Origin of the sequence: Nitrosospira multiformis, assembly GCF_003050865.1 — a bacterium.
Classification (GTDB): Bacteria; Pseudomonadota; Gammaproteobacteria; order Burkholderiales; family Nitrosomonadaceae; genus Nitrosospira; species Nitrosospira multiformis_E.
On sequence record NZ_QAOK01000026.1, the window covers coordinates 1 to 24,483 of the forward strand.

Below are 24,483 nucleotides of genomic sequence, written 5' to 3' on the forward strand. Positions count from 1 at the left end.
GCTGATATTGGGTTTCGGTGATTTCCATACGGGCGTCGGTAGTTTTTATGCCCCAAGCATATCAGAAATTTAACTGTTAGTGTTAACACACCCTAGTGGCAAGCTGTGCAGGAAGAGTTTCTTCTTACGAAAGGTGACGTATCACCCTGCAAGGATTTCCTGCAGCGAAAACGTTTGCGGGAATATTTCTGGTAACAATGCTTCCCGCTCCGATCGTCGTGCCCCGTCCGATCGTGACACCGGGATTGATGATCGCTCCACCGCCAATCCAGACGCTGTCTTCCACGGTAATGGGTTTAGCGGCTTCCAGGCCGGTATCACGGTCCTTAGCCGCAAGGGGGTGGGTTGCAGTATAGATCTGCACTGCTGGGCCTAGAAAGACATTATGCCCTATGATGACCTGTGCGCAATCCAGCACGATGCAATTGAAGTTGGCGTAGAAGTTATCTCCTACCACGAGGTTGTAACCGTAGTCGCAATAAAACGGCGGCTCGATATGGAGGTTTGACCCCGATGTTCCGAGCAGTTCCCTCAAAATTGCAGATCGTTTTTCAGTCTCGTCCGGAAGGCTGTCATTGAAAGTCTTCGCTAATCTTCTGGCACGCTTTCTTTCCTCGACCAGCAGTCGATCGCTGGAGCGATATAGTTCCCCACTCAGCATTTTCTGCTTTTCGGTCTTATCAATCATGCCATCTATTTAATAGCGTTTGAAGAAGCTTTGGAAAGAAAGCAAAAGAAAGCTTTCTCGAGGAAACACCCGGCACTGCCACTTCAGTCAGGTTTCGGACATTCTGTCGGTATGTTGCAAGGAGCATGGCTGTTTATTGCTCTCGGGGTCATACTTGGCCCCCCAGTGGATGAGCGCATGAAGAGCCGGGGACAAATCCTTTCCTTTTTCCGTGAGCGTATAAATGACTCTTCTTGCATTAAGAGGATCGCGCTGCCTTGAAATGATATTGCACTCCTCCAGCTTTTTCAGACGATCTGAAAGAATATTGGATGCAATTTTTTCGGGTGAAGCGAGAAAATCCCCGAAATGCTGCTTGTCCTTGAACAGGATGTCGCGAATGACAAGCAAAGTCCATTTGTCACCCAATATATCCAGTGCGCAGCTAACGGGACAGGAAGAACGCTTGTTCTGGTCTTTAATCATGCTCACATTATGTTTGATTTTTCCGATACGATTCATTTATTATACTTTCAATATGCAACCAAATACGAGGATTGAGACTCTATCTGTGGTTGCCGATACAATTTTTTTCAGCTCGGAACGGCTTTATTTCTCATATGGCTCAGATAACCCGTTATAGCTCGTCCAGGCAAGGTTATACCTTTCTGGATGGACGATATGAGGCTGAAAGGCAGCGGCAAGCAAATACAAATCAAGAGGAGTAGATGATGAAGCAAGCGATACAAGCCGGTACCTCGATTCTTGTCCTTGTAGCAACGTTGTATAGCGGTTCAGCGACCGCTCATGGAAAAGTCTCTATGGAGGAAGATAGCTGCATGCGACGGCTTGGCGACAGCAGTATGGTTCATTTAAGTGCCTATCAGCCGCAGTATGAGCCTGCAGATCAATACTGCACCGAAATTCCCAAAGGGGGAAACACGTTTCTGGTGGTTGACCTCGTGGATCCCGCATTACGGGATATTCCCATCGGGATGCGAATTGTAAGAGGAAGCAATGAGACAGAAGATGAAACGGTATCTTATGTCAGGCCGAGCTATCACCCCGATGGAGTGATCAAGGGGGAAACCGCCCTGGACAAGGGAGAGTATACGGTTTTCATAACCGGTGAGGCAGTGCCTCCCGTGCGCTACGAATATCCGTTGCGCGTAGAAATGATCAATTACGCAAAAACTTTTCGCGCCGCGGTCGGACCGATGATAGCCGCTCTGCTGCTGACTTTGCTTGGTTACAAGATCATGCAGTCCAAGCGAGTGAGGCAATGGAGATCTTCTCGCGGGTCATAGGCACCCAGAGCCCTAGCGATAAGGGCCGGGCCTTTGCCGCACATTCCTTAATCGGCCATGGCATGGAGGATTTTGAACCCAAGCTTCCATGCCTGCTCGTCGACTGGCTGACTAAATCAGCAGTTGAGCCTAGCACTTGAGCCTTATGGAGGCCCTGTCGTTTCTCTTCCTTTATAAGCAAAAATTCAGTGCAGACTTCAGTGGAGACGAATGCTTGCTGATCAGATTGCAAGCATTGGTTTTTTCTCTGCCTCCCGAACTGAAGAATGGCTTTGCTTCACTCCTCTTGGGCATCCTCCAGATACCCTCCCTGAAGGCGTCAACTTGATTCGATGGGCTTATGGCCCCGGGTCGGGTCAAAACCTGACCGCTTTCTCTTTCTATTCAGAAAAAGCAGGATAGGACCAGATTTGGGCGGAGGCTAGGCGATCAACAAATTCCGCTCGCAGAATAACATCATGAGGACGTGCTGGAGCAGAACCCCCGTTTTCAAGAACGCGGCCAAGTCCCCGGTCATTCGCAGGAAAGTATCTTTCAAGCTCAAATCACGACCTGCCACCATTCCCTTCGCTTCCCCTGGCAAATGCCGTCTAATCCTTATAGTCTCTGAACCAAAGCCCCTGTATCATCTATGACGCGGAAAAAGAAAATGGCGGGAGAAAATGGGGCAGTAAACAATGTGTCTTCTCTCAGATTTTTAATACCCTGTTCCTCGATATGTTAATAAAGGCACTCCCGACGGCCTGAGTTTCCGCATAACTCCAATCTACTCGAAAGGAATAAGTCGTGTGGAGTTCGTAATAGTTAGCTATCCAACTCGGAGGCAGGTATATGTCGACGGCGATCTGACCGGCTATACCAATGAAGTCCTCCAGATGGATCCTGGCACGCACAAATTTACCCTGGGCCCTCCGGAGGATTGTGACCCCGTCTTTTGCGAGGTCATGGTTAAGGGAACCACTGTCCTGCTTCCCATGAAAATTGCCTTTATCAGGAAATGGTAGGTATGAGTATCCGACTTCGCACATGCATGGCTGTGTTTGCTGGAGCCTTATCCTTATTGTTGGCCGGATGTGGCTCCTTTCAGGTAAATCCGCCCTTGGCCAGGTACGATCCTTCCTCAGGTTACCGTTTCGAAAAACTGGAGCCAGGAAGCAATAGCGATAAACTGTTTGTCATTCTGGTTTTCTCGGGGGGCGGTACCCGGGCGGCGGCTTTATCTTATGGAGTGCTGGAGGCTCTCCGCGACACCCAGATCCAATGGGAAAACCGGAGAATATCGCTGCTGGACGAAGTTGATGTAATTTCGTCGATATCCGGGGGAAGCTTTCCTGCAGCCTATTACGCCCTGTATGGGTTACGGATTTTCGACGAATTCCCGAATCGCTTCCTCTACAGATCCATCCAATCCGAATTGATTGACTCGACATTGACTCCAGCGGGGCTGTTGAAGCTCGGCGGGGCGAGCTTCGGGCGCAGTGACCTGGCGGCGGAGTTTTACGACCGGGAGGTATTTGGAGCAGGCACCTATGCGGAAGTAATTGCTCGCGCTCGCCGACCTTTTGTGATCCTGAATGCCACGGATATGACGACGGGGACCCAATTTCCCTTTACCCAAGACCAGTTTGACCTTTTATGCTCCGACCTGTCAGGAATTTCACTGGGGCGGGCAGCAGCCGCATCCTCGGCATATCCGGGAGGACTTACGCCCCTCACTTTTCAAAACTATGCGGGCAAATGCGGCTACCATCAGCCTGAATGGGTGGATCTTGCCGTTCGGGATCATAAATCGCGCATCAATATACGTCGGGCCGCACGCGCGGAAAACAGGCTTTCGTATACCGATACCGAACACAACCCGCGTAAATACATCCACTTGACCGACGGCGGCGTGGCCGACAATATCGGGCTGCGGGAACCGCTCACGGCGATCAACAGTTTAAATAATTCCTGGAGCGTGCTTCGCCTGATAAACCAGAAGAAAGTGGACAAACTGGTGGTAATCGTAGTGAATGCGGGCACAAACCCCACTACCCGCCGGGATCAGACTCCAGAGGTTCCCGGGCTCGTTGATACCCTGACTGCCGCGGCCGTGGTCCCATTGGGCAATTATTCATTCGATACCCTTGAATTGTTGCGGCAGACGGTAAACGAGTTCAACGAATCGATGCGACTGGTATCCGGATGCAAGGAATTGGCTGCCAACAAAGGCCCGCGATGCGAGTTGGATATCCCCGTACCGCACCAGATTGAATTCTTTCCGATCGAGGTGGCGTTTGAATATATCGAAGCCGCCGACGAGCGAAACTGGTTCAAAAATCTTCCTACCACTCTGGAATTGCCCCGGGGAACGGTAGATAAACTACGGAAGGTTGGGCAACAAATACTCAACGAAGATCCCGAGTTCAAAAGACTGATGGAAGCGTTGCATGGATGCATCGCCCTTGCAGGACAGCGTTGCTGATGGAAAAATTCCATGGAATCACATCGCAGCTCACCTGAAAAGAAAAGGAAAGAACATGACGAAGATTCTCGGATTCGCGGCGCACGGCCCAAAACAGAAACTCGAACCATTCACCTATGACGCCGGACCTCTCGCGCCGGAGGAAGTGGAAATCGCAGTGGAGCATTGCGGTCTTTGTCATTCCGACCTTTCAATATTGAATAACGACTGGGGTATCACCCAGTATCCGATTATTCCCGGACACGAAGCCATTGGTCGGGTCGTTGCGATGGGTGAACAAGCGAAGGGATTGCAAATCGGGCAGCGGGTAGGGGTTGGCTGGAATGCCGGCAGTTGTATGCACTGCCATGAATGCATGACCGGTGATCACAATCTTTGTGCAAAAGCCACCGCGACAATCATCGGGCATTATGGGGGGTTTGCCGACAAAGTGCGAGCGCACTGGGCGTGGGCGATTCCCATACCTGAGAAGCTTGAAAGTTCCTCCGCAGGCCCGTTACTCTGCGGAGGGATTACTGTATTTGCGCCCCTGGCGGCCCATGTAAAACCGACCGATCATGTAGGTGTCGTCGGTATTGGCGGCCTTGGTCATCTGGCCCTGCAATTTGCGAATGCCTGGGGTTGCGAAGTTACGGCCTTCTCTTCCAATCCCTCAAAGGCGGAAGAAATGCGCACCCTCGGCGCTCATCGTGTTCTCTCCAGCCGTAAGAGCGACGAAATTCGCTCGGCAGCACGCTCGCTCGACTTTCTGCTGGTGACCGTCAATGTCCCGCTTGACTGGGCATTGCTGCTCCAGACGCTGAAACCGAAAGGACGCATGCATCTCGTTGGCGCAGTGCTCGAACCCCTGCCCATCCCCGCTTTCGAGCTTCTGAGTGGACAGAAGAGCATTTCAGGGTCACCCACTGGCGGCCCTGCGATAACATCGGATATGCTGGATTTTGCCGCCCGTCACGGCATTCGGCCCCAGGTAGAGCGTTTTCCCATGAACAGGGTCAATGAAGCGATTGCGCATCTGGCTGCCGGAAAGGGGCGCTACCGCATAGTCCTGGATGCGAATTTTAATCTGGAGCAGTCAGGAAGTACGAATGCATGATCAGCCGCTTCTTAGCAATTCAACCGTCACTTCATTCGAACACGATCCATCGCGTTCAAATTCCGTAATGTTACGCAGCGTGGTCTGCGCAATGCTTGATAGTGCTTCAGCGGTAAAGAATCCCTGATGTCCCGTTATCAACACATTCGGGAACGTGAGCAGACGTACGAACAGATCATCCTGTATCACCTGGCCGGTTAAATCCTGAAAGAACAAGTCACCTTCCTGCTCATATACATCCAGCCCCAGATATCCGATTCTCGAGGATTTCAATCCGACAATCACTGCTCGTGTGTCGATAACAGCTCCACGGCTGGTATTGATAAGCATCACGCCCTGTTTCATTCGCTCGACTGCGGCGTCGTCGATCAACCGATGCGTTTGCGGATTGAGCGGACAATGCAGCGTAATGATGTCGCTCTCTGCATAGAGCGTCTCCAGCGGAACATATTCGACCCCCAGTTGAGTGCATGTGGAATTCGGCTGCAGGTCGTAAGCAAGCAAGCGGCAACCGAAGCCGCGCAGTATCTGGGCTACCGCGGTCCCAATACGCCCGGTGCCGATAATACCGACAATTTTATTGCGCATTTCAAAGCCAAGCAGTCCCTGCAAGGTGAAGTTCCCATTGCGGACGCGATTATAGGCTTGATGAAGACGGCGATTGAGGGTCAGCATCAGCGCGACCGTATGCTCGGCAACCGAGTGCGGCGAATAGGCAGGTACCCGCACCACACGAATTCCCAGTGCGCTTGCTGACTGGATATCGACGTTGTTGAAGCCCGCGCAGCGCAGGGCGATGAGACGGGTACCCTGCGCTGCCAGCGTTTCCAGCACTCTATTGTCCAACGTGTCGTTGACAAATACGCACACGACGGGGAAACCTGTCACCATCTGCCGCGTTTCTTCGGATAGGTGGGACTCGAAAAATACCAATTCATGATGAGCATCACGATTGGCAGCCAGTAAAAATTGCCGGTCGTAGGATTGAGCGCTGCAAACGGCAACTTTCATTGGTTTCCTGCCTGCTTGTCCCTTCTTCGGGATGTTGAAATCCGATTTGGAGCTCTTTTCCAAATCACGTACACCATCAGCTTAACCTCTTCCAGGCATTACCTGAAAAAACTTTACCGATTTTACCGATGATAGCGACGCTCAGGACAAACTCTTCGGCAAGCTAAGGGGAGGATGAACAGCACGCCTGCATCTGAACCGGAGGGCATTTAATGGACCCGAAGGAACAAAAGACGCAGCAATCACCCGCGCGAGGCCGTAACAGCGCCTTGCAGCCTTCGCATTCATAATAAAACTGGCAGGCGTCAACTGGCATGATCTCTCGCTTGACGTGCTTGCAGTTCGGACATGTCAGTTCCGATTCCAGAAGAGGTGTGTTATTCGTCAAAAGAATTCCCGGGAGTGGTAAAAAATTGTGGCATCATGCCCTCCAGTTTACTGCTACTTCTACTGCTTCACTTCCTCCGCCATCTGACGGTGAGATTCCGCCATCCTCCTGTTTTCCTCTGCGGCTTCTTCATAGAGGTGAGCGAGTGCCTGGGCATGCTCTTTCACATCAGTGGTTTTCCTGCCATAGTAATATCCGTGCTTCCGATATTCGGTCAGACACCTTTTCTGCTCATCTGCCCTCGCCTGCATGGATTCCGCTGCAGCTTGGTAGTGTCGAGCCAGGGCATAATGGTCTTCACTGGTTTTTGCGCTCTGAATGGCACTCGTCATATCCATGGGATGTGGATTGACGTGGGCACAGGATATGAGAGTCAGGGCTGTTAGAATTATGAAACACCACCGAATTTTCATGGACTACCTCACTGTTGGCTTGGTCCAAAAATAATATAGCACTGTAAGTTATAGCAGTATTCCGCAATTTTATGCAGGTATCCGAATGAAAATCTGGCCAGGCACACCCTACCCCCTGGGTGCGACATACGATGGAGCGGGAACCAATTTCTCCCTGTTTTCCGAGGCGGCGGAACGCGTCGAACTGTGCCTGTTCGATGAAGCCGGTCGTGAAACCAGGGTGGATTTGCCCGAGGTGACAGGATACTGCTGGCACGGCTACCTGCGTGGCGTAGAGCCTGGACAGCGTTATGGTTTTCGTGTGCATGGGCCGTGGGTCCCGGAGCAAGGCAATCGCTGCAATCCAGTGAAGCTGCTGCTCGATCCGTATGCAAAAGGGATCGATGGCGACGTTACCTGGGATGAAGCTGTATTCCCCTATCTTTTCGATGACCCCGATGCACGGAATGACAAGGATAGTGCGCCTTTCATGCCCCGCAGTATCGTTCATCAACCGTTTTTCGATTGGTCCGGCGATCGTCAACTCCAGCGTCCCTGGCACGAAACAGTCATTTATGAGTTGCATGTCAAGGGCTTCACGGCACAACATCCGGACATACCCCCTGAACTGCGGGGCACTTATGCGGGTCTCGCACACTCCGCCTCCATCGAGTATCTGAAACAGCTTGGGGTCACTGCTGTCGAGCTGCTTCCAGTGCACTACTTTGTGCAGGACAAACATCTCCTGGATCAGGGTTTGCGCAACTACTGGGGTTATAACTCCATTGCCTATTTTGCTCCCCATAGCGCCTACGCCGCAGACAAGCGTCCGGGGGCCGCGAGTGCCGAATTCAAGCAAATGGTCAAGGCTCTGCATCAAGCCGACATAGAGGTTATCCTCGATGTGGTGTACAACCACACTGCGGAAGGCAACGATCTCGGGCCGGTGTTATGCCTGAAGGGAATCGACAACGCCTATTATTACCAGCTTATGGAGGATAGGCGTTACTACAGGGATTACACAGGCACAGGCAACTGCCTCAATATGAGGCAGCCGCATGTGCTGCAACTGATCATGGATTCGCTTCGCTATTGGGTGCTGGAAATGCACGTCGATGGCTTCCGCTTCGATCTTGCATCCGCGCTCGCACGCGAACTGCATGAAGTGCAAATGCTGAATGCATTTTTCAACATTATCCAGCAGGATCCTGTTACAAATCAGGTCAAGCTGATCGCGGAACCCTGGGACCTGGGAGAAGGCGGTTACCAGGTGGGGAAATTCCCATCAGGCTGGTCTGAATGGAACGGCAAGTACCGGGATTGTATTCGCAATTTCTGGCGCACTCAGGAACCCACTTTAAGTGAATTCGCTTATCGCTTTACCGGAAGCTCAGACCTTTACGAGGGGAATTCGCGTCATCCTTTTGCAAGCATCAATTTTGTCACCTCGCACGATGGTTTCACGCTGCGTGATCTGGTGTCTTACAACGAAAAACACAACCTCTCCAACGGCGAGGACAACAGGGACGGCACAGACGACAACCGTTCCTGGAATTGCGGTGTCGAGGGCCCTACGGATGACACGGAAGTGCTTACGCTTCGCGCCCGGCAGCAGCGCAATTTCCTGGCCACCCTGATATTGTCACAGGGTGTGCCCATGTTGCTCGCAGGGGATGAATCGGGTCGCACCCAGCAGGGAAACAATAATGCGTACTGCCAGGACAATGAAATTTCCTGGGTGGATTGGGGGAAGGTGGAGACCGGTCTACAGGAATTCACCAGACGCCTCGTTCGCTTCCGTCATGATCACCCGGTCTTCCGCCGGCGACGGTGGTTTCAGGGACAACCCATCCACGGCGGGGGTCAGGACGATATTGCGTGGTTCAATTACATGGGAGAACAGGCGAGCGAGGAATTATGGGGGAATGGGGGAATTCAAAGCCTGGGAATTTTTCTCAACGGAGACAGTTTCCCGAATCCCAATGCTCGAGGGGAGCCGGTGAAGGATGACAGCTTCTACCTGATTTTCAACGCGCATTTCGAGCCGATCGATTTCGTTCTGCCCCCGAACCATTGGGGGCTACGCTGGTTGAAAATACTCGACACCAACGAGGGCTGGGTAGAGAATGCAGCAGATAAGCGGGGGCTCGAAGCTGGATCCGCTTTGTCAGTCGCACCCCGGTCACTGGTGCTTTTGCAGCGGCAGGCGTGAAATTCTCTCATCCAGGATGAGCCTCTGCAAATATCCCCGCTTCAGCCAGTTGTCTGCTCGAAAGGGGATAGCAACGCATAAGGAAACGTCCCGAAAAGGTGAGCCAGCTCAAACCTCCTGCACGCCTCCCCCGTCCTCTGCACGGCAAGGATCTCGCCCGTCAACACATTGATCCACTTCTCACGCAACTCGTCTGAAGGCAGTTCCACGCAGGTGTCGGTCCAGATGGATTTACCGACTGGGAACCTGTGTTGCTCTCCGATGAGCCTGCCGAGCAATCGCGGTACAGCAACGACAATAATTTCATTTTCCCGACGCCGTGCAAACACGCATACATGGTCGCTACAATCCCCATGCGCTTTTAGCGGCAGGTAGTCTCCCTCGCGGAAAAGCTGTTCGTGCTCGCGGCGGAATGTAAGCGCTTTCCAGGTCAGATAGAGCTTGATCCCACCGTCCCGCAGGTTCTCCATCAGATGCTGGGTGCATGCGCCAGGGCCTTCTTCAGCATGCATCGAGCGGATAGCCTGCAAGGATCTGCGACGACCCGTGTAGTTCACAGGACGCCTGTTGTCCGGATCCACGAGGCTGAAATCCCAGGTTTCATTGCCCTGGTAGATGTCCGGTACTCCTGGTGACGTAAGTTTGAGTAGCACTTGTGACAAGCTATTGAAGGCGCCCGCCCATGCAACCCCCTGCTGGAAAGGCAAAAAATCGCGCAGGAACAGATTGGTGGGCTGCTCAGAGAGAAGTGCATGCACGAAGTCCTGCATTGCTGCCTCATATTCGCTATCAGGGTTGATCCAGGAGCTGCTCACCTTTGCTTCTCGCGCGGCCTTGCGCATATAGGCAACTACGCGGTCGGACAGCGCTGCCAATTCCTCGCCGTGCGGTATGTCGAAAGGCCATATGCCCAGCAATATCTGGTATAGCAGGTACTCATCATTCCGGCTCGGCGCATAAATGTTGCCCAACTCCCGGCGGCTGCTGCGATTGAGCCTGTGCCATCGTTTAAGAGCCCGTGCCCACTGATCGGGTATTTCGGAGAGAACACTTATGCGCGCCCGTACATCTTCCGACCGCTTGCTGTCGTGACTTGAAGTGGACAGCATGGCATGCGGCCAATGGCTCGCTCGCTCCTGATTTTCCCGGTGAAAGGCTGCGAGCGACACGCCGAACCGTTGCGGCTCGTTGCCGACCTCGTTGAGCGATACCAGACGGTTATACTGGTAGAAGGTCGTGTCCTCCATTGCCTTGGCCATTACCGGGCTGGTGTACTGTTGAAACTTCATGGCGAAGGCACATATGGCGTTTTTGTATGCTTCGCTTTGACCCCTGGCGTGCCGACCCAGCAACACCTCCCGCACGAAATCGAAGATAGTGGTGTCAACTGCCTGGCTGCGCTTCTTGGCTACCTCAACCGCCCAGTCGACGTAGCGGACATCATCAGCGGAACTTTCGCAATTGGATACATAAGTACGATAGACAGGAAAGTTGGCGACAACCTGGGCGAGAGCACTGCGCTGGCTGTTGAAGGTAAAATCGCACGTGCGGCGATCACCTTTGGCAATACGTGCCAATTGTATAGCCAGCACCTGAAGCTCACCTACCAGCGCGCTTTCCATGATCAAGTGTTTGTTCGTTCGTATCATTGCGCCGAGATCCAAACGTGTCCGAATAAAGCGCTCATAAATACGGGTGAAATGGTCGGCAGCGCCAGTGTCGACAAAAAGGCCGGAGCAAACCCCGGCAAAGTTGTATCCGGTAGTGCCGTGGATGGGCCAGCTCTTCGGAAGATGTTCATGGGAGGCGAGTATTTTCTCCGCCACGATGTAGAGCGGCTTGGCTCCCTCCTTCATCGTTCCCGGAAACAATGCTGCGGCGGCCATTGCCTGCAGACGCTCGAAGTATTCCTTGGGCGCGTACAAGCCATCCGGATGATCGATGCGTAAGCCGCTCACATACCCGCGCGCGATCAGTTCGCGAACCAGGTGGTGCGTGCTTTCGAACACTTCCGAGTTGTCCATGCGCAGCGCCGCCAGATCGTTGATATCGAAGAAGCGGCGGTAATTGATCTCGTCCGCCGCAGCGCGCCAGAAAGCCAGGCGATAGGCTTGGACGTCCAGCAGTTCATGTAGCAGATCGAAATTCCTGGGTTGCTCCGGTGCATCACCGTTGAATATGGTGATATTTTCCTGGACGAACTGGGCAATATCGGCGCTCTTCACGTACAGTGAAGCCAGATGGCGCTTGTGTATCTCCTTGTCGCGCGCTCGTTCGGTGATCGCATCGGGGGAAACGCGGTCGCGCAGTGGCAGATGGTTAAACGCCGTGACCAGGGACTGGAGTTCCAGAAACTCCGGGTGCTGCTCCCCCAGTCGCATCTCAAGCCGTCTCAGATCGTGACCAAGAATACGGGGATATTCACGCGGGTCTACAGGAAACCGGTGCTCATGATAAAAAACACTGAAGGAGCCTTGTTCGGTGTCGAACGCGAGTTTGAGCTCGCCGTTCTCCAGAATCGTGCCATAGTGATCGCCTAGAACAGGTAGCAGCACCTGGCCCGGCAGGTGCTCTCCCATCACATACCAGTCAATGTCAAAATAGCTGGCAAAGCGGGACGCCGGACCATTTTCCAGTACATCCAGCCACCATTGGTTATCAGCGCCAGTGATGCACATGTGATTGGGCACCACATCCATGATCTGGCTCATTCCATGACGTTTCAAGGCAGCAGCAAACCGTTCGAAGTCCCGGGCGCTCGTGATCTCCGGATTGAGCCTGCCATGGTCGGTTACGTCATAGCCATGGGCGCTGTCAGGGCGCGCTTTGAGGAGAGGCGAAAGATAGCAATGACTGATACCCAGCTCATCCAGGTACGGGACCAGTTCCGTTGCCTGCCTCAGATTGAAGTCCCGATTCAATTGCAAGCGGTAAGTTGCCCGTGGAATCTGCGCTTGTACATCCTGCGCAACCTCACCCTCTGAGGAGGTGGACGCTTGCGATAAGGGACGCTCCCGGCGCAATGCCAGCATTATCCCATGCAGCCAGGCGCTTCCCTGCCACTCCTCCAGATTGAGGGGCAGTTTGAGACGCCAGGAGGGGTAAGCGCCTCCTGGCGCACCGGGCAGATTCGGTTGCTCAAGGACCCCGAAGCCATCTTCGAGTTGCAGCAGCAGAAGTTTCGACGGTGCACGGGCCAGATAGGTGTACACTGCTGCCGCGAGTTCCGCCGTCATTTCCGGGAAGCCGACCTGATGAAGCCCGCCTCTCGACGGCAATACGCCTTCACTCTCCAATGCCACCAGAAGCTGTGCGCGGTCAGCCGCGCGCTCCACGATTTGCCTGTTCCGCATCTCATCCTCGGGAAACAGATTGTGACGGTCGCGCAAATCAATATCGAGTCCCTGCCAGAATCCCGCCAGGGTCGGAAGGTCGTGGGTTGTTACTGCCACTACGGCATTTGCCGGGTACTCCTGCGGCGACTTCAACTGCCCGTCGTGGCGCCGCTCGAAATATAACAATCGTGTGGACATCACGTTTGCGGGATGCAAAGCTTCGCGTACTTCCGGTGGTACTGTCCCTAAATCTTCACCTACCACCAGGCAGCGGTTGCGCTGGCTCTCCAGTGCCAGAATGCTCAGCATATCTTCAAAGGGATAGCGTATATACGCGCCCTCCGTTGCGGGCAGCCCGCGCACGACCCAGAACAGGCGGCGCAGGCCCATTACGTGATCTATGCGCAGCGAGCCACTGTCCCGCATGTTGGCGCGCAGAACTTCAATGAAAGGTGCATAAGCGGATGCAGTGAGCTGATGAGGAATCCAGGGCGGCAGGCCCCAGTTCTGCCCCAGGCGGTTGAAGTCATCGGGTGGCGCCCCTGCACTGGCTTCAAGTGCGTAAAGTTCACGGCGGGACCACGTTGCCCCACCACCTTCCGCTACGCCGATCGCCAGATCGAACATTAAACCAATGTTGAGACCCACTTCCCATGAGCGTGTGCCGACCGCTCCCAGTTGCAGGGAAACCTGCCACTGAAGGTATTCGAAATATTCTACATGATCGAGATGGGCCTCGCAGAATGCAGCTACCTCCGGAGCTGCAGGATCACGGTATGCCTCGGGCCATACGCGCCACCCCCATACAGAGCTGTCCCCTGCCCGAAAATATTCCTGAAGCGCCTCGAACAGCGCCTGCTTGCGAAGAATTTCGCCGTGCTCTGCCTGGAAAGCACGAAAAGCACGCGCACGACCAGTATTTTGCGCCAGATGGGTACTACGGAAATGCCGGTACAGGCAGACGAGGACTTCCGATTTCGCCTCCGCAACACTTCTATAATCCACCTGTTCGGTAGCACGAAGCGCACGCAGCCGCGCCTGGAATTCCGGCGCGAGCACTATGGAGCGTGCTTCCTCGCATCCCGCAAATTCGGGTATGGCTTCCACATCCAGGTAAAGCGGGTTGAACCAGGTGCGGCTGGAGGGACTGTAGGGACTGGTGTGTTCCGGAGCATCGGGAAATAACGCATGAAGCGGGTTGAGCAGCAGCGTGCTTCCCCCCGCACTGGCATAGAATTCGACTAGGCGCCGAAGATCGCTGAAATCCCCGATGCCATAATTGCGCTGGGAACGAATACCATATAACTGGAGGGCGGGACCCCACACCCGCCTCTCACCTTCGATACCTGGCGGCCAATAACAAATGGCAGGAGCCACAATAAACGGCATTTCAGCCAGAGCGAGGCCATCGCTCTTTTCGATGGAAAGCCGGTGGTACCCTGGTTCCACAGGGAGATCCAGCACCAGAATTCGCCGCACGAATTCCTGGGCGCCGGGATCATCGAAACTGCCGGGAGAGGTGAAGCGATAACGCTCGACCTCTTCCAGGCCGTCAGGAATAAATTCGTCGTGGTCTTCGGCCCCGGATTCCCTGTACAAGCGCCAGCGATGGGTCCCCTTGCCCTCGGCGGCCGGTAGCGAGACTGCAATGCGATAGGGTCGCATCCACTCCCGCACCACTTGTACGGGCGGCAGCACATGCTCCCATTTGCGCCTTATAAAAGTATGCAGGGACGCTGAAATTTCCTCTTCCGTGGCCGTTGCAACCCCCATTGCCCCGAGTAGAGCGCGCTTTGCGTCCTCCGAAGTGTGGCGGGTATTTCCCCAGATATCGCTGTAGCAGGGGAGCACGCCATATAATTCGCACAGCTGGTCAAGCGGATTGCTCATGCTTCTCCCTCGATATTCCCTTGTGCTTTCTCTTCATTTCAGCTTCGGTGGTTGTTACCAGGTAAAACTGCTTTTACTTTTATCGGCAACCGATTCGAGCATCCAAACTACCGAACGAGGCGCCAGGATACTTTTCGGCAGGATACTTTTCGGCAGGGTACTTTTCGGCAGGGTACTTTTCGCCAGGGTACTTTTCGTTGCGCGGGGAGATATTGGTATTGCACCTGGGGATGCAAACACGATCTGCCCGGCAGACTCGGGAGCCGCCACGCTCGCATCGGAAAAGTTCGCCAATAGGCGTAAAGTGGAATTGTCCCCCAATTGCCAGCAGACCCGCAGGCACTCGGACGCGAATACCTCAAAATGAGCCGAATTACCCTTCATTCCGCGAAGACGCGGCACGATAATTTCCCTACGAAGTTTCATCAGGCTGCGGTAATACTCCAGCCAGACAAGGTGCGCTTCATCGTTGAGTGAATCCCAGTCGATTTTCGAGATAAGAAAAGTCTGAACAGCATTCGGATCAGGTATTGCTGTCTCGGCCATGCCTTGCCCAAAATGCGCAAAGCGGGAGAATTCCCTGCGTCGGCCCTGCGTCACGGCTTCGCGCAGATCCCCTCCGAAGTCGCAAAAAAACAGGAAAGGCGATTTTGCGGCAAATTCCTCGCCCATGAACAGCATGGGAATGCTGGGCGCCAATAAATAGATGGCTGCCACCGCGCGTATCAACGCGTCTTCCCCAATATGGGAAATACGCTCGCCGAACGCACGGTTGCCTGCCTGATCATGGGATTGCAGAAAGGAAATGAAAGCCTGGGGCGGCAGATGAATGCTCGCCTCTCCACGCGCCGTATCATCGCGATAAGCGGATATCTCTCCCTGATAGGCAAATCCTTCCGTCAGGCAGCGTCCGAGGTGACGTACCGGGTTGTCGGCATAGTCCGTATAGTATCCATCGTTCTCCTGCGTGGAGAGCACATGCAGGGCGTGATGAATATCGTCATTCCACTGGGCGTCGTACCAGCCGTTTTTCAGGTAACGAGCATTGTTGGCATCGTTTTCCAGGATCAGGTGCACGTGGCGCTCTGCATCGACCTCAGCACGTACACGCTCCGCGATCTCGATAAGGATGTGCGGGCTGGAATGGTCGATGATTGCATGTACCGCATCAAGCCGCAGGCCATCGAAGTGATACTCTTGCAGCCAATACAACGCGTTGTGGATGAAGAAATTGCGTACCTCCTGACTTGCGGGGCCGTCGAAATTTATTGCCGCGCCCCATGGAGTGTGATGGCGCTCGGTAAAGAATTCTTTCGCATAAAGGTGAAGATAGTTTCCTTCCGGCCCGAAGTGATTGTAGACGACATCGAGCAGAACCATGATGCCCCGTTCATGTGCAGCCTGAACCAGTTCCTTAAGATCCTCCGGGCGTCCGTAACGGCTATCCGGCGCGTAAAGCAGGACTCCGTCATAGCCCCAGTTTCGCGAACCCGGAAAATCGGCAACCGGCATGAGCTCGATGACGGTCACGCCGAGTTCGGCCAGATAGTCGAGCCGTTGGGAAACGCCCTTGAAAGTACCTTCGGGTGAGAAGGTGCCTACGTGCAATTCATAAATTACCGCTTCTTCCCATGGTCGTCCATGCCATTTCGCATCCCGCCAGGCGAAAGCCGAAGGATCGATCACCTCACTTAAACCATGCACATCATCCGGATTGAAGCGCGAAGCGGGATCGGGAACGCGGACACCGTTCACGTCAAACCCGTAGCGCATCCCTGCGCCTGCTTCCGCCACAATCGATTCGAACCATCCTCCTGCGCGAGGAGTCATGGGAAGTACCAGTTCGTGCTCATTCGTGCGTCCATCGGCAAGGCACAATCCCACCTGCTTGCAACCCGGCGCCCAAAGACGAAAGCTTACTCCGCCATCCGTAATTTGCGCGCCGTATGGCATCTGATGGGGCATCTCATGAAGCATCTCATGGGGCATCTGATGGATTCTTGTCGGCACGTCTTCCCCTCTTCACCTGTTCTACCTTCTGCGTTGCAACAATCGCATCAGCCGCTGCATGGTTCCACCGACTGACTTCGATTGTTGCGCGAGTGCGTTACTCACGCTGGCAACAGCTTTTTCCACCATGAAAAGTGTAACCAAAGCATCGGCTACTCCGGTATCAGCGGGAAACAGCGAATTTCCCTTCATCGCCCTGCGATAGCTTTTGAGGAAATCGGCGCTGGCAAGCGTCTGCCACTTATCAGCTTGTTGCGCAAGCATAGCGGTTGATTCCGGATATTCATCCGTCACATGCTCCAGTGCCGCTGCCGCCACCTCGGAAAACGAAAACAGCATGCCTGCCACATCGCGGAGAGGACTGTGTTTCCAGCGGCGCTCATGCCATGCGCGTTCGGGGCCGCTGCCGTAATTCGTAATCAGAAAATCATTGTTCGAGAGCCACACCTGTCGCAGGCTGTAATCTCCGTGGCAGCGCGCCTTCAAGGCCTCGGGATGTATGGCTGCCACCCGGGTGATACGACGGTAGAATTTCGGCCGGACTGATAAAAGATCGTTGCCGACGTTACCAATCTCGTGTGCGGAGCTGGGCACATCCGCCCATTTCGCTTCCAGCAATTTGTACATTTCATCCATCTGCGCGCGCGCGGTGTTCACCCACTCCGCAAGATCTTCGGGGGTAATGGGCTCGACGCCGAAAGCCCCCTCCGCATCATCCTGCGCAAGTGCCTGGTGAAATTCAGCTGTACGCAATCCCAGCGTATTGATAAGGGTCATGTAGGCAACATGCCGCGCATCAATGGGACGCTTTTGTTGTGTGCGAAACTCATCCAGGTAGCGTTGCAGATAGTCCTGCGTATGAGCCCAGCCGCTACCCTGATTCTCGGCATAGTGCTCGAGGATTGCCAGAGTGGAATTGCGTCCCTCGCCGTCCATGTACTCCACGGTACCCGCCAGTTGAGCCATGTGGGTAAATTTGGCGGTCTCCGTCAGAAAACGCGACATCTCCAACTCGGGGTGCACGCCGGGAAGAAGCCAACGGTATCCTTTCAGTATCAGGCGGTCGCCCATGTTCACAAACAATCGCCCTCTTTCCGAAACTGTCCGCGTCACCGTTGCTGATGCGCCTGAAATCACCGGACCGGGAAAAGCACTGGTTGCATGGAAAGACACTTGCCCATGATCAAACACGAGTGCTGAGCCATCATGCATGCTGGAGACTATGGCGCGACAGAAGCTGTCATCCCAGAATGCGTCGAACAGCAAACCCGTCCGCTCCCGGCGACGAACCTTAGCAAGCGTGGCATGCAGCAGCGTGCTCACAACCCCTTCATCCTCATCCTCGTCCTCCCACACGAGTGCCAGAGGTACGGCAAAGCGATAAGACTCATCATTGGCCAGCGTTAAAACGACGGTGACCAGCAGCCAGCTTCCCTGCTCCGTCGACCACTCGTGCATCTCCCCGAGCTCAAATTTTCTGACGGGAAGGTTCCTCATCAAAAACCAGGGTTGGGAATAAAAGAAGCGCGACATGATCTGCCCCTCGAGCTGCTCGCGGGCACGGCGAGCCATCAGGTCTTTCATGCCCCCGCTACCATCGCCGCGGTTCAACAGTGTGCCCCAACCCGACTCCATGAGCACAAGGACAGGCAGATCCGGCGATACCTGCCGCTCCTCATGCCAGGCAGGGGCGGCCACGTCGACTGCCAGGCGAAAAGCATAAAAGCCATGAGCGCTCAAGGTAAGGAGATACGGCAGCTCACCCACGGGCGGGAATGCGGTGCGGCCCATCAATTCAACCGGTACCCTTCCTTTGAATTGGCTTAAATCCAGTTCTACTGGCTGCGCGACTCGGGACAGATTAGCCACGCATAGAATCGTTTCATCCTCATGCTCACGCAAATAGGCAAGAATCTTGCGATTGCCAGGCCGCAAAAAACGCAGCGTGCCCCGGCCAAAGGTTCGATGCGCCTTGCGCATCGCAATCAGGCGCTTCATCCAGTTGAGCAGGGATGACGGATTACGGGCCTGTGAATCCACGTTCACTGCACCAAACCCATATACGGGATCGACGATGGCCGGCAGGAAAAGCTGTTGAGAATCGGCTGTGGAAAACCCGCCGTTAACCCCCCCTGACCACTGCATGGGTGTGCGCACACCGTTGCGATCACCGAGGAGGAGGTCATCCCCCATGCCGATCTCATCTCCGTAGTAGAGCACGGGCGACCCGGGCATAGTCATGAGCAGCAGATTCATCAATTCAATTCGGTGGCGGTCATTGTCCATCAGTGGCGCCAGGCGCCGTCGAATACCGAGATGCAGGCGGGCCTGGGGGTCGATTGCATATGTCTGGTGAAGATAGTCCCGCTCGCGATCGGTGACCATCTCCAATGTCAGTTCGTCGTGGTTGCGCAGAAACACGGCCCACTGACAGTTCTCGGGGATGTCTGGTGTCTGCTCCATGATCTCTACAATGGGGTGACGGTCTTCGCGCGCAATAGCCATGTACATTCGCGGCATGAGTGGAAAATGGAAAGCCATATGGCATTCGTCGCCATCGCCAAAATACTCGCGTACATCCTCCGGCCACTGGTTCGCTTCAGCCAGGAACATCCGGTTGCGGTAGTGCTTATCCAGTTCGAAACGCATGCGTTTGATCACCGCATGGGTCTCCGGCAGGTTTTCGCAGGTGGTCCCCTCGCGCTCGCACAGATAGGGCATGGCATCCAGGCGCATGCCATCGACACCCGCATCCAGCCAGAGCCGCATCACATGCATCATGGCGTTAAAGACATGCGGGTTGTCAAAATTCAAGTCCGGTTGATGGAAAAAAAAGCGGTGCCAGTAATAGGCTTTGGCTATATCATCCCATTCCCAGTTGGATCCCTCTGTGTCCGTGAAAATACTGCGCGCACCGCTGTACCTGGTTTTGTCGTCGCTCCATACGTAATAGTCGCGCTTGACGGACCCCGGCGGTGCGCGGCGGGCTGCCTGAAACCAAGGATGCTGATCGGAAGTATGGTTGAGTACCAGTTCCGTGATTACGCGCAAACCCCGGCTATGAGCCTCCGCGATAAACCGATGGAAGTCCTCCAAGGTGCCGACATCCGGGTGCACACTGTGGTAATCGGAAATATCGTACCCGTCGTCCCTTCCCGGAGACGGATAGAATGGAAGAAGCCAGAGTGTAGTGACGCCCAGTTCCGCCAGATAGTCGAGCTTGGAGATCAGGCCCGAAAAATCTCCTATGCCGTCGCCATTGCTGTCGAAGAATGTCTTGACGTGCAATTCATAGATGATGGCGTCCTTGTACCAGAACGGATCTTCTTCTCGTTCCATGCTATTTCGACCGGGCTTTCTGTTTTAGATGAACAGAAGCCCTTCTGACTGCCTCCGCAGCTCTTGTAAAGTGCCCTTTTTTCGCTTCCCCGATCGCCTTATCCATTTCTTCGAATGTTTCCATATGTTTCCATATCATGTTCCGCTTTCGGAAACTGCCCATATATCGATATGAACGGTTGGGTATAAGGATGTTCGCGGTTTTCCTCGATCAGGTGCTTCTTCGCTTTTTCAGTATGGGCGATAACGCCTCCTGCGTCCTCATTTTCAGCACTTCTGACTGCCAGCCCTAATTCCTGAAGCGCCTTGTCCTCATGTTCATCTGTAGCATAATCCATCGTAGAACATCCTGCGAGGAAAGCAAAAGCAATCAAGCTGGACGAGAATGGCTTTTTCATGACATCTCTCCCTGGTGAACGAATCCGAGGGTCCTGCCCCTTCTCGGACTCATTGTAAGGGGCGTAACCAAGGTCCGTACAGTAGTAGTACCTAAGACTCCTGCCCGGACTCATTGCAGAGTTGAATACAGTTCAACCGCAAAGATTGCTGACGATAGACCGAGGATTCATCACCCTCGCGGCGCCGGCAAACATGGGGGATAGCAGAAGTCCGAATGCTGGATAAAAACACCTGCGTCAACGCTGGTGCATCATTGACACCATCGCCCGTCATCGTCAATGTTTGTTTCATTTCCTCCGCCATCTTTCTGTGATCCTTTGCCATATCCAGATTTGTCTCCGCAGCCTGCTCATAGCTGCTTATCAATCTTTGGCAATGCACCTTGCGGTCCTGTCTTCCGCTGCCGCCTCTTAATGCTTGGCAGAGCATGATGGTGGGCTTGGGTTCAGGCGCTCCGAATCGCGCTGGCTACGGAAGAAGGACATTTTATTCCACTTGTTCCTAGCAGCTACGACGTGTATGCCAAGACGATGTGGCACTCATCGGAAATGTTAGCTTACCTCCATCCGGTAACGTTCTGCTACCACCTGTGTATCTTCGGTAACTGCCTTCACGAGCGCAAAGAGTTCGGCAGCATCCAATTGCGCCAACGCCGGTATCGACGTCGCAGCTCCCAGCACCGTGAGAGCTCATAGGTTTCTCCTGATATTCGTAAAAATTCTTGGATGAAAGATCTGTTTTAAAGAGTTTGAGAGGTGTCGGCCTGAATGATTCAAGGCAGTGGCACGTCATACTGGTGATTAAAACCACAGCCGCAGCCCGGCAACGAAGCGAACCTGGGTGGGGTCCCCACCCTCTTCCCGCACAAGATCGGCAGTCTTGAAAAAACTGTGGTCGTATGAGACCCCAACATAAGGTGCCATCTCGCGCCTGATCTCATAGCGCAGCCGCAAACCCAGTTCGATGTTATTGAGTCCCCGCCCGGTAGTGAATTTCTCCACTTTTTGAATTGCAGCGTGAGTTTCGAATCGTCCCTGCAGGATCAGCCGCTGCGTCAGCAAAAAATCACGGGATGTCTGGAAACGAGCAGAAACATCTCCATCCTGGCTGATAAACAGCGCAGACTCCAATTCGTAGCGATAGGGAACGAGACCCTGCAACCCGATGACAGCATGGGCGCGAGCCACGTTTTCCCCCCTGAAGGTTTGCGTCTCTCCGCGCACGCCCACCTGGAAATCATAATATTTCTTGATGAACCGGCCATACAGAAGCTGCATGTCGATGTCGTAGTCTGCCTTGAAGGCAGTATTCCGTTCGCCTTCGCTTTTGACCCATAGGCGGTTGAAGTCCCCTCCGTACCAACCCTGCATGTCCCAGCGGAAATCGCTCTCGTCACTTCTCGGACGGTATTCGAGAACCTCCGCACGAAAGAAAGCATAGTTTTGGTCACTGTGGGTCGGATGGTCGTACTCGCCACCCTCATTCTTCAGGGACTGATGGAGCAGGATGCGCTTTGCTTCGTCCAGCCTTTCCCTGAGAGGGGTGGGGGGCAAGGAGGAAGCGGCCGGCACGGTGGAAGAGTTTGTCGTGGGATGGTGCAAGGCTTGCGCACTTGCTGTCGGTGCCCCGGTACCGACCCCCAAGGCTAGGCCCGCAACAATACCAAGGGTAAGTTGCGGAATCTGTCTCATGATCCCATCTCGGGAATCGCATTCGAAACCTCAATCACGCGGAACATCCCCGTTTCCATATGCAAGAGCAGGTGGCAATGGAAGGCCCAGGGGCCGGGTGCATCAGCGGTGATGGCAACGGAGACGCGCTCCGCGGGTTTGACGAGGACGGTGTGCTTGCGCGGAAGGTATTCACCCGCTCCATTTTCCAGATGCATCCACATGCCGTGCAGATGCATCGTGTGCTCCATCATCGTATCGTTCACAAAGGTCCAGCGCAGCCGTTCTCCATAACGGAAGCGGATCGGCTCTCTAGCATCGGAATATTTTTTGCCATCGAACGACCACATGAAGCGTTCCATATGTCCGGTGAGATGAATCTCGAGCTCACGCTCCGGCTCGCGCTGGTCAGGATAGGGCCTGAGGCTCTTCAAATCGGTATAGACCAGTACTCGGCGGCCATCGCCGCCCAGCCCGATACCCGGATCATCCAGACGGCTCTGAGTGAAATCCGGAACCGACTGATTGCCGGTGCCATGATCGTCTGGCCCATGCTTGACCGGTTTACTGCCCAGGATTTCGAGTCTGCCATGCATATCATGCCTGTCCTGGATGCCTTCCCCCGCACGGTCCCCATGCATGTCATGCTGCATCCTTGTCTCCGGCTCACCCGTGGTTGCATTACCAGGGTTATGGTCGCTATGGTCCATGCCGTTCATATGCTGCATGCCCATGTCCGCCATGCTACGAACCGGATGCCGGCGTTGCGGCGGAATCTCCGCGCTCATCCCGGGACGGGGAGCGAGCGTGCCACGCGCAAAGCCGCTTCGATCCAGCGTTTCCGCAAAAATCGTATAAGCGCGGTCCTCTTTTGGTTCGACGGTCACATCGTAGGTTTCCGCAGGTCCCATGCGGAATTCATCCACTTCGACAGGTTGGACGTTCTGGCCATCGGCTTGCACTACCGTCATCTTGAGCCCGGGGATGCGCACGTCCTGGAAGGTCATGACACCTACCTGAATGAAGCGCAAGCGTATGCGTTCCCCCGGACGAAAAAGCCCTGTCCAGTTTTCTGCCGGTGCAAGCCCATTCATGAGGTAGGTGTAGGCATGGCTGGTTATGTCCGCCAAGTCCGTCGGGTCCATTCGCATCTGCGCCCACATCAGGTAATTGTCGAGTGTCGCGAGCCAGCCCTTCCGCATCCCGTCCCTGATAAAATCGCTTAGTGTGCGTTTCTGGAAGTTGAAATAGCCCGGCTGCTTCTTGAGCTTTCCGATCATTGAGCCGACTGAAGAAAAGCTCCAGTCCGAGAGCATGATCACGTATTCGCGGTCGTACCGGACGGGGTCGGGCTCGGCTGGATCAATGATTATCGAGCCGTACGCGCCTGCTTGCTCCTGGCCTCCAGAATGGCTGTGAAACCAGTAAGTGCCGTACTGCTTGACGGTGAAGCGGTAACGGAAGGTTGTTCCTGGCTCGATGCCCGGGAAGCTCACCCCCGGCACCCCATCCATCCCGGGTGGCAAAAGTATGCCGTGCCAATGTATCGAAGAGGTCTCCGGCAGGCGGTTGGTGACATTAAGGGTGATGTCCTGTCCTTCCCGCAGGCGAAGCAGCGGTCCCGGGACCGTGCCGTTGATCGTTATCGCGGTTGTGACGCGCTCCCCAACGTGAAACGGCGTCTCTGCGATAGTGAGGTCGATTACGTCCCCGCTCAGCTGGGTAGTTGGAGCAACAGCGTTTATCCAACTTCCTCGGGCATAAACTGGCAGAATCCAATCCAGAGCAAATAGTGCTCCCAATGCCCCTGATCCTTTCAGGAAGTGGCGTCTTGAAATTGAGCCTTTCATTCGGAATTGGCCTTCTCCAACCGCTTTCTTCGGCTGCGGATTACTGCCTGGTGTCGGCGGCCATCTTGCGGTGAATTTCAGCCATGGCTGTATTTGCTTCGACAGCTTGCTGGTAAATGTTGATCAAACGATGGCAATGCGCCTTGAGGTCTTGAGCACGCTTGCCATAATAAGGATGTGTTTCATATTCCCCGAGTTCTTTTTTATGCTCCTTCACCTTTACGCGCGCTTCATCGGCCGCCGCTTCATAATGCCTGGCTAACGCATTGTGGTCCGCAGGGGTTTTAGCTTCCCGAATCGCGGTTGTCATATCCATTGGGTGGGGATTCAATTGGGCGCAGGAACTGACTAAGCCCAGCATAGCCAAGGCTACGAAAAATACCGATGTTTTCATGATTTACCTCCTTCAGTTGGGTTTAAAAAAATAAACTACTCCTGTTCACTGGCCTCTCC

20 protein-coding genes are annotated in these 24,483 nt (G+C 54.3%); 5 read left to right on the plus strand and 15 right to left on the minus strand.

The annotated features are described in order from the left end of the window. Positions 1–124: 124 nt before the first annotated feature. Positions 125–688, minus strand: a complete 564-nt coding sequence (locus C8R21_RS12195) for a sugar O-acetyltransferase (RefSeq protein ID WP_181258929.1) — start codon at positions 686–688, stop codon at positions 125–127. Positions 689–775: 87 nt separating this feature from the next. Further along, complete coding sequence (locus C8R21_RS12200) at positions 776–1,189, minus strand: winged helix-turn-helix transcriptional regulator (RefSeq protein WP_107762952.1); 414 nt, start codon at positions 1,187–1,189, stop codon at positions 776–778. 206 nt (positions 1,190–1,395) lie between these two features. On the opposite strand from C8R21_RS12200, the gene C8R21_RS12205 reads away from it, so the two are divergent. The 4 genes from C8R21_RS12205 (at position 1,396) to ahr (ending at position 5,534) form a co-directional block, all read left to right on the plus strand. Continuing rightward, positions 1,396–1,974: a hypothetical protein gene (locus C8R21_RS12205; RefSeq protein ID WP_041352450.1), complete on the plus strand. Its 579-nt coding sequence runs from the start codon at positions 1,396–1,398 to the stop codon at positions 1,972–1,974. Between the two features lie 210 nt (positions 1,975–2,184). Further along, entirely contained in the window at positions 2,185–2,376 is a 192-nt protein-coding gene (locus tag C8R21_RS15680) for a hypothetical protein (RefSeq protein WP_146162487.1), read from the plus strand. A 604-nt stretch (positions 2,377–2,980) separates the two neighbouring features. After that, positions 2,981–4,438, plus strand: a complete 1,458-nt coding sequence (locus C8R21_RS12220) for a patatin-like phospholipase family protein (protein WP_181258930.1) — start codon at positions 2,981–2,983, stop codon at positions 4,436–4,438. Positions 4,439–4,493: 55 nt separating this feature from the next. Next, complete coding sequence (gene ahr / locus C8R21_RS12225; protein ID WP_107762976.1) at positions 4,494–5,534, plus strand: NADPH-dependent aldehyde reductase Ahr; 1,041 nt, start codon at positions 4,494–4,496, stop codon at positions 5,532–5,534. On the opposite strand, the gene C8R21_RS12230 is transcribed toward ahr, so the two are convergent. The 3 genes from C8R21_RS12230 to C8R21_RS12240 form a co-directional block, all read right to left on the minus strand. Beyond that, the gene (locus tag C8R21_RS12230) at positions 5,535–6,545 is read right to left on the minus strand and encodes a 2-hydroxyacid dehydrogenase (protein WP_107762977.1); all 1,011 of its coding nucleotides are present in this window, start codon (positions 6,543–6,545) and stop codon (positions 5,535–5,537) included. 163 nt (positions 6,546–6,708) lie between these two features. Then, positions 6,709–6,933, minus strand: a complete 225-nt coding sequence (locus C8R21_RS16605) for a GDCCVxC domain-containing (seleno)protein (RefSeq protein ID WP_107762956.1) — start codon at positions 6,931–6,933, stop codon at positions 6,709–6,711. A 59-nt stretch (positions 6,934–6,992) separates the two neighbouring features. After that, entirely contained in the window at positions 6,993–7,346 is a 354-nt protein-coding gene (locus tag C8R21_RS12240; RefSeq protein ID WP_181258931.1) for a hypothetical protein, read from the minus strand. Between the two features lie 85 nt (positions 7,347–7,431). Between C8R21_RS12240 and glgX the strand changes: the two genes are divergently transcribed. Then, entirely contained in the window at positions 7,432–9,537 is a 2,106-nt protein-coding gene (gene glgX / locus C8R21_RS12245) for a glycogen debranching protein GlgX (RefSeq protein WP_107762957.1), read from the plus strand. Between the two features lie 41 nt (positions 9,538–9,578). On the opposite strand, the gene C8R21_RS12250 is transcribed toward glgX, so the two are convergent. The 10 genes from C8R21_RS12250 to C8R21_RS12290 all read right to left on the minus strand — a co-directional run bounded on the left by C8R21_RS12250 (position 9,579) and on the right by C8R21_RS12290 (position 24,424). Beyond that, a complete protein-coding gene (locus C8R21_RS12250; RefSeq protein ID WP_107762958.1) occupies positions 9,579–14,762 on the minus strand; it encodes a malto-oligosyltrehalose synthase in 5,184 nt (1,727 codons plus the stop codon). Positions 14,763–14,816: 54 nt separating this feature from the next. Continuing rightward, the gene (treZ, locus tag C8R21_RS12255; RefSeq protein WP_258192391.1) at positions 14,817–16,772 is read right to left on the minus strand and encodes a malto-oligosyltrehalose trehalohydrolase; all 1,956 of its coding nucleotides are present in this window, start codon (positions 16,770–16,772) and stop codon (positions 14,817–14,819) included. A 21-nt stretch (positions 16,773–16,793) separates the two neighbouring features. Further along, positions 16,794–20,111: a maltose alpha-D-glucosyltransferase gene (gene treS / locus C8R21_RS12260; protein WP_107762959.1), complete on the minus strand. Its 3,318-nt coding sequence runs from the start codon at positions 20,109–20,111 to the stop codon at positions 16,794–16,796. Position 20,112: 1 nt separating this feature from the next. Then, entirely contained in the window at positions 20,113–20,274 is a 162-nt protein-coding gene (gene smbP, locus C8R21_RS16700) for a small metal-binding protein SmbP (protein ID WP_107762960.1), read from the minus strand. Then, entirely contained in the window at positions 20,210–20,509 is a 300-nt protein-coding gene (smbP, locus tag C8R21_RS12270; protein ID WP_181258933.1) for a small metal-binding protein SmbP, read from the minus strand. Before smbP (C8R21_RS12270) ends, smbP (C8R21_RS16700) begins: the two co-directional genes overlap by 65 nt. Before the next feature lie 91 nt (positions 20,510–20,600). After that, entirely contained in the window at positions 20,601–20,939 is a 339-nt protein-coding gene (locus C8R21_RS12275) for a hypothetical protein (protein WP_219906660.1), read from the minus strand. Positions 20,940–21,061: 122 nt separating this feature from the next. Beyond that, positions 21,062–21,190: a hypothetical protein gene (locus tag C8R21_RS16485; protein ID WP_258192392.1), complete on the minus strand. Its 129-nt coding sequence runs from the start codon at positions 21,188–21,190 to the stop codon at positions 21,062–21,064. A 120-nt stretch (positions 21,191–21,310) separates the two neighbouring features. Next, positions 21,311–22,201: a copper resistance protein B gene (locus C8R21_RS12280; protein WP_107762963.1), complete on the minus strand. Its 891-nt coding sequence runs from the start codon at positions 22,199–22,201 to the stop codon at positions 21,311–21,313. Next, positions 22,198–24,030, minus strand: a complete 1,833-nt coding sequence (locus tag C8R21_RS12285) for a copper resistance system multicopper oxidase (RefSeq protein ID WP_107762964.1) — start codon at positions 24,028–24,030, stop codon at positions 22,198–22,200. Before C8R21_RS12285 ends, C8R21_RS12280 begins: the two co-directional genes overlap by 4 nt. 40 nt (positions 24,031–24,070) lie before the next feature. Then, positions 24,071–24,424: a hypothetical protein gene (locus C8R21_RS12290; protein ID WP_107762965.1), complete on the minus strand. Its 354-nt coding sequence runs from the start codon at positions 24,422–24,424 to the stop codon at positions 24,071–24,073. Positions 24,425–24,483: the final 59 nt, after the last annotated feature.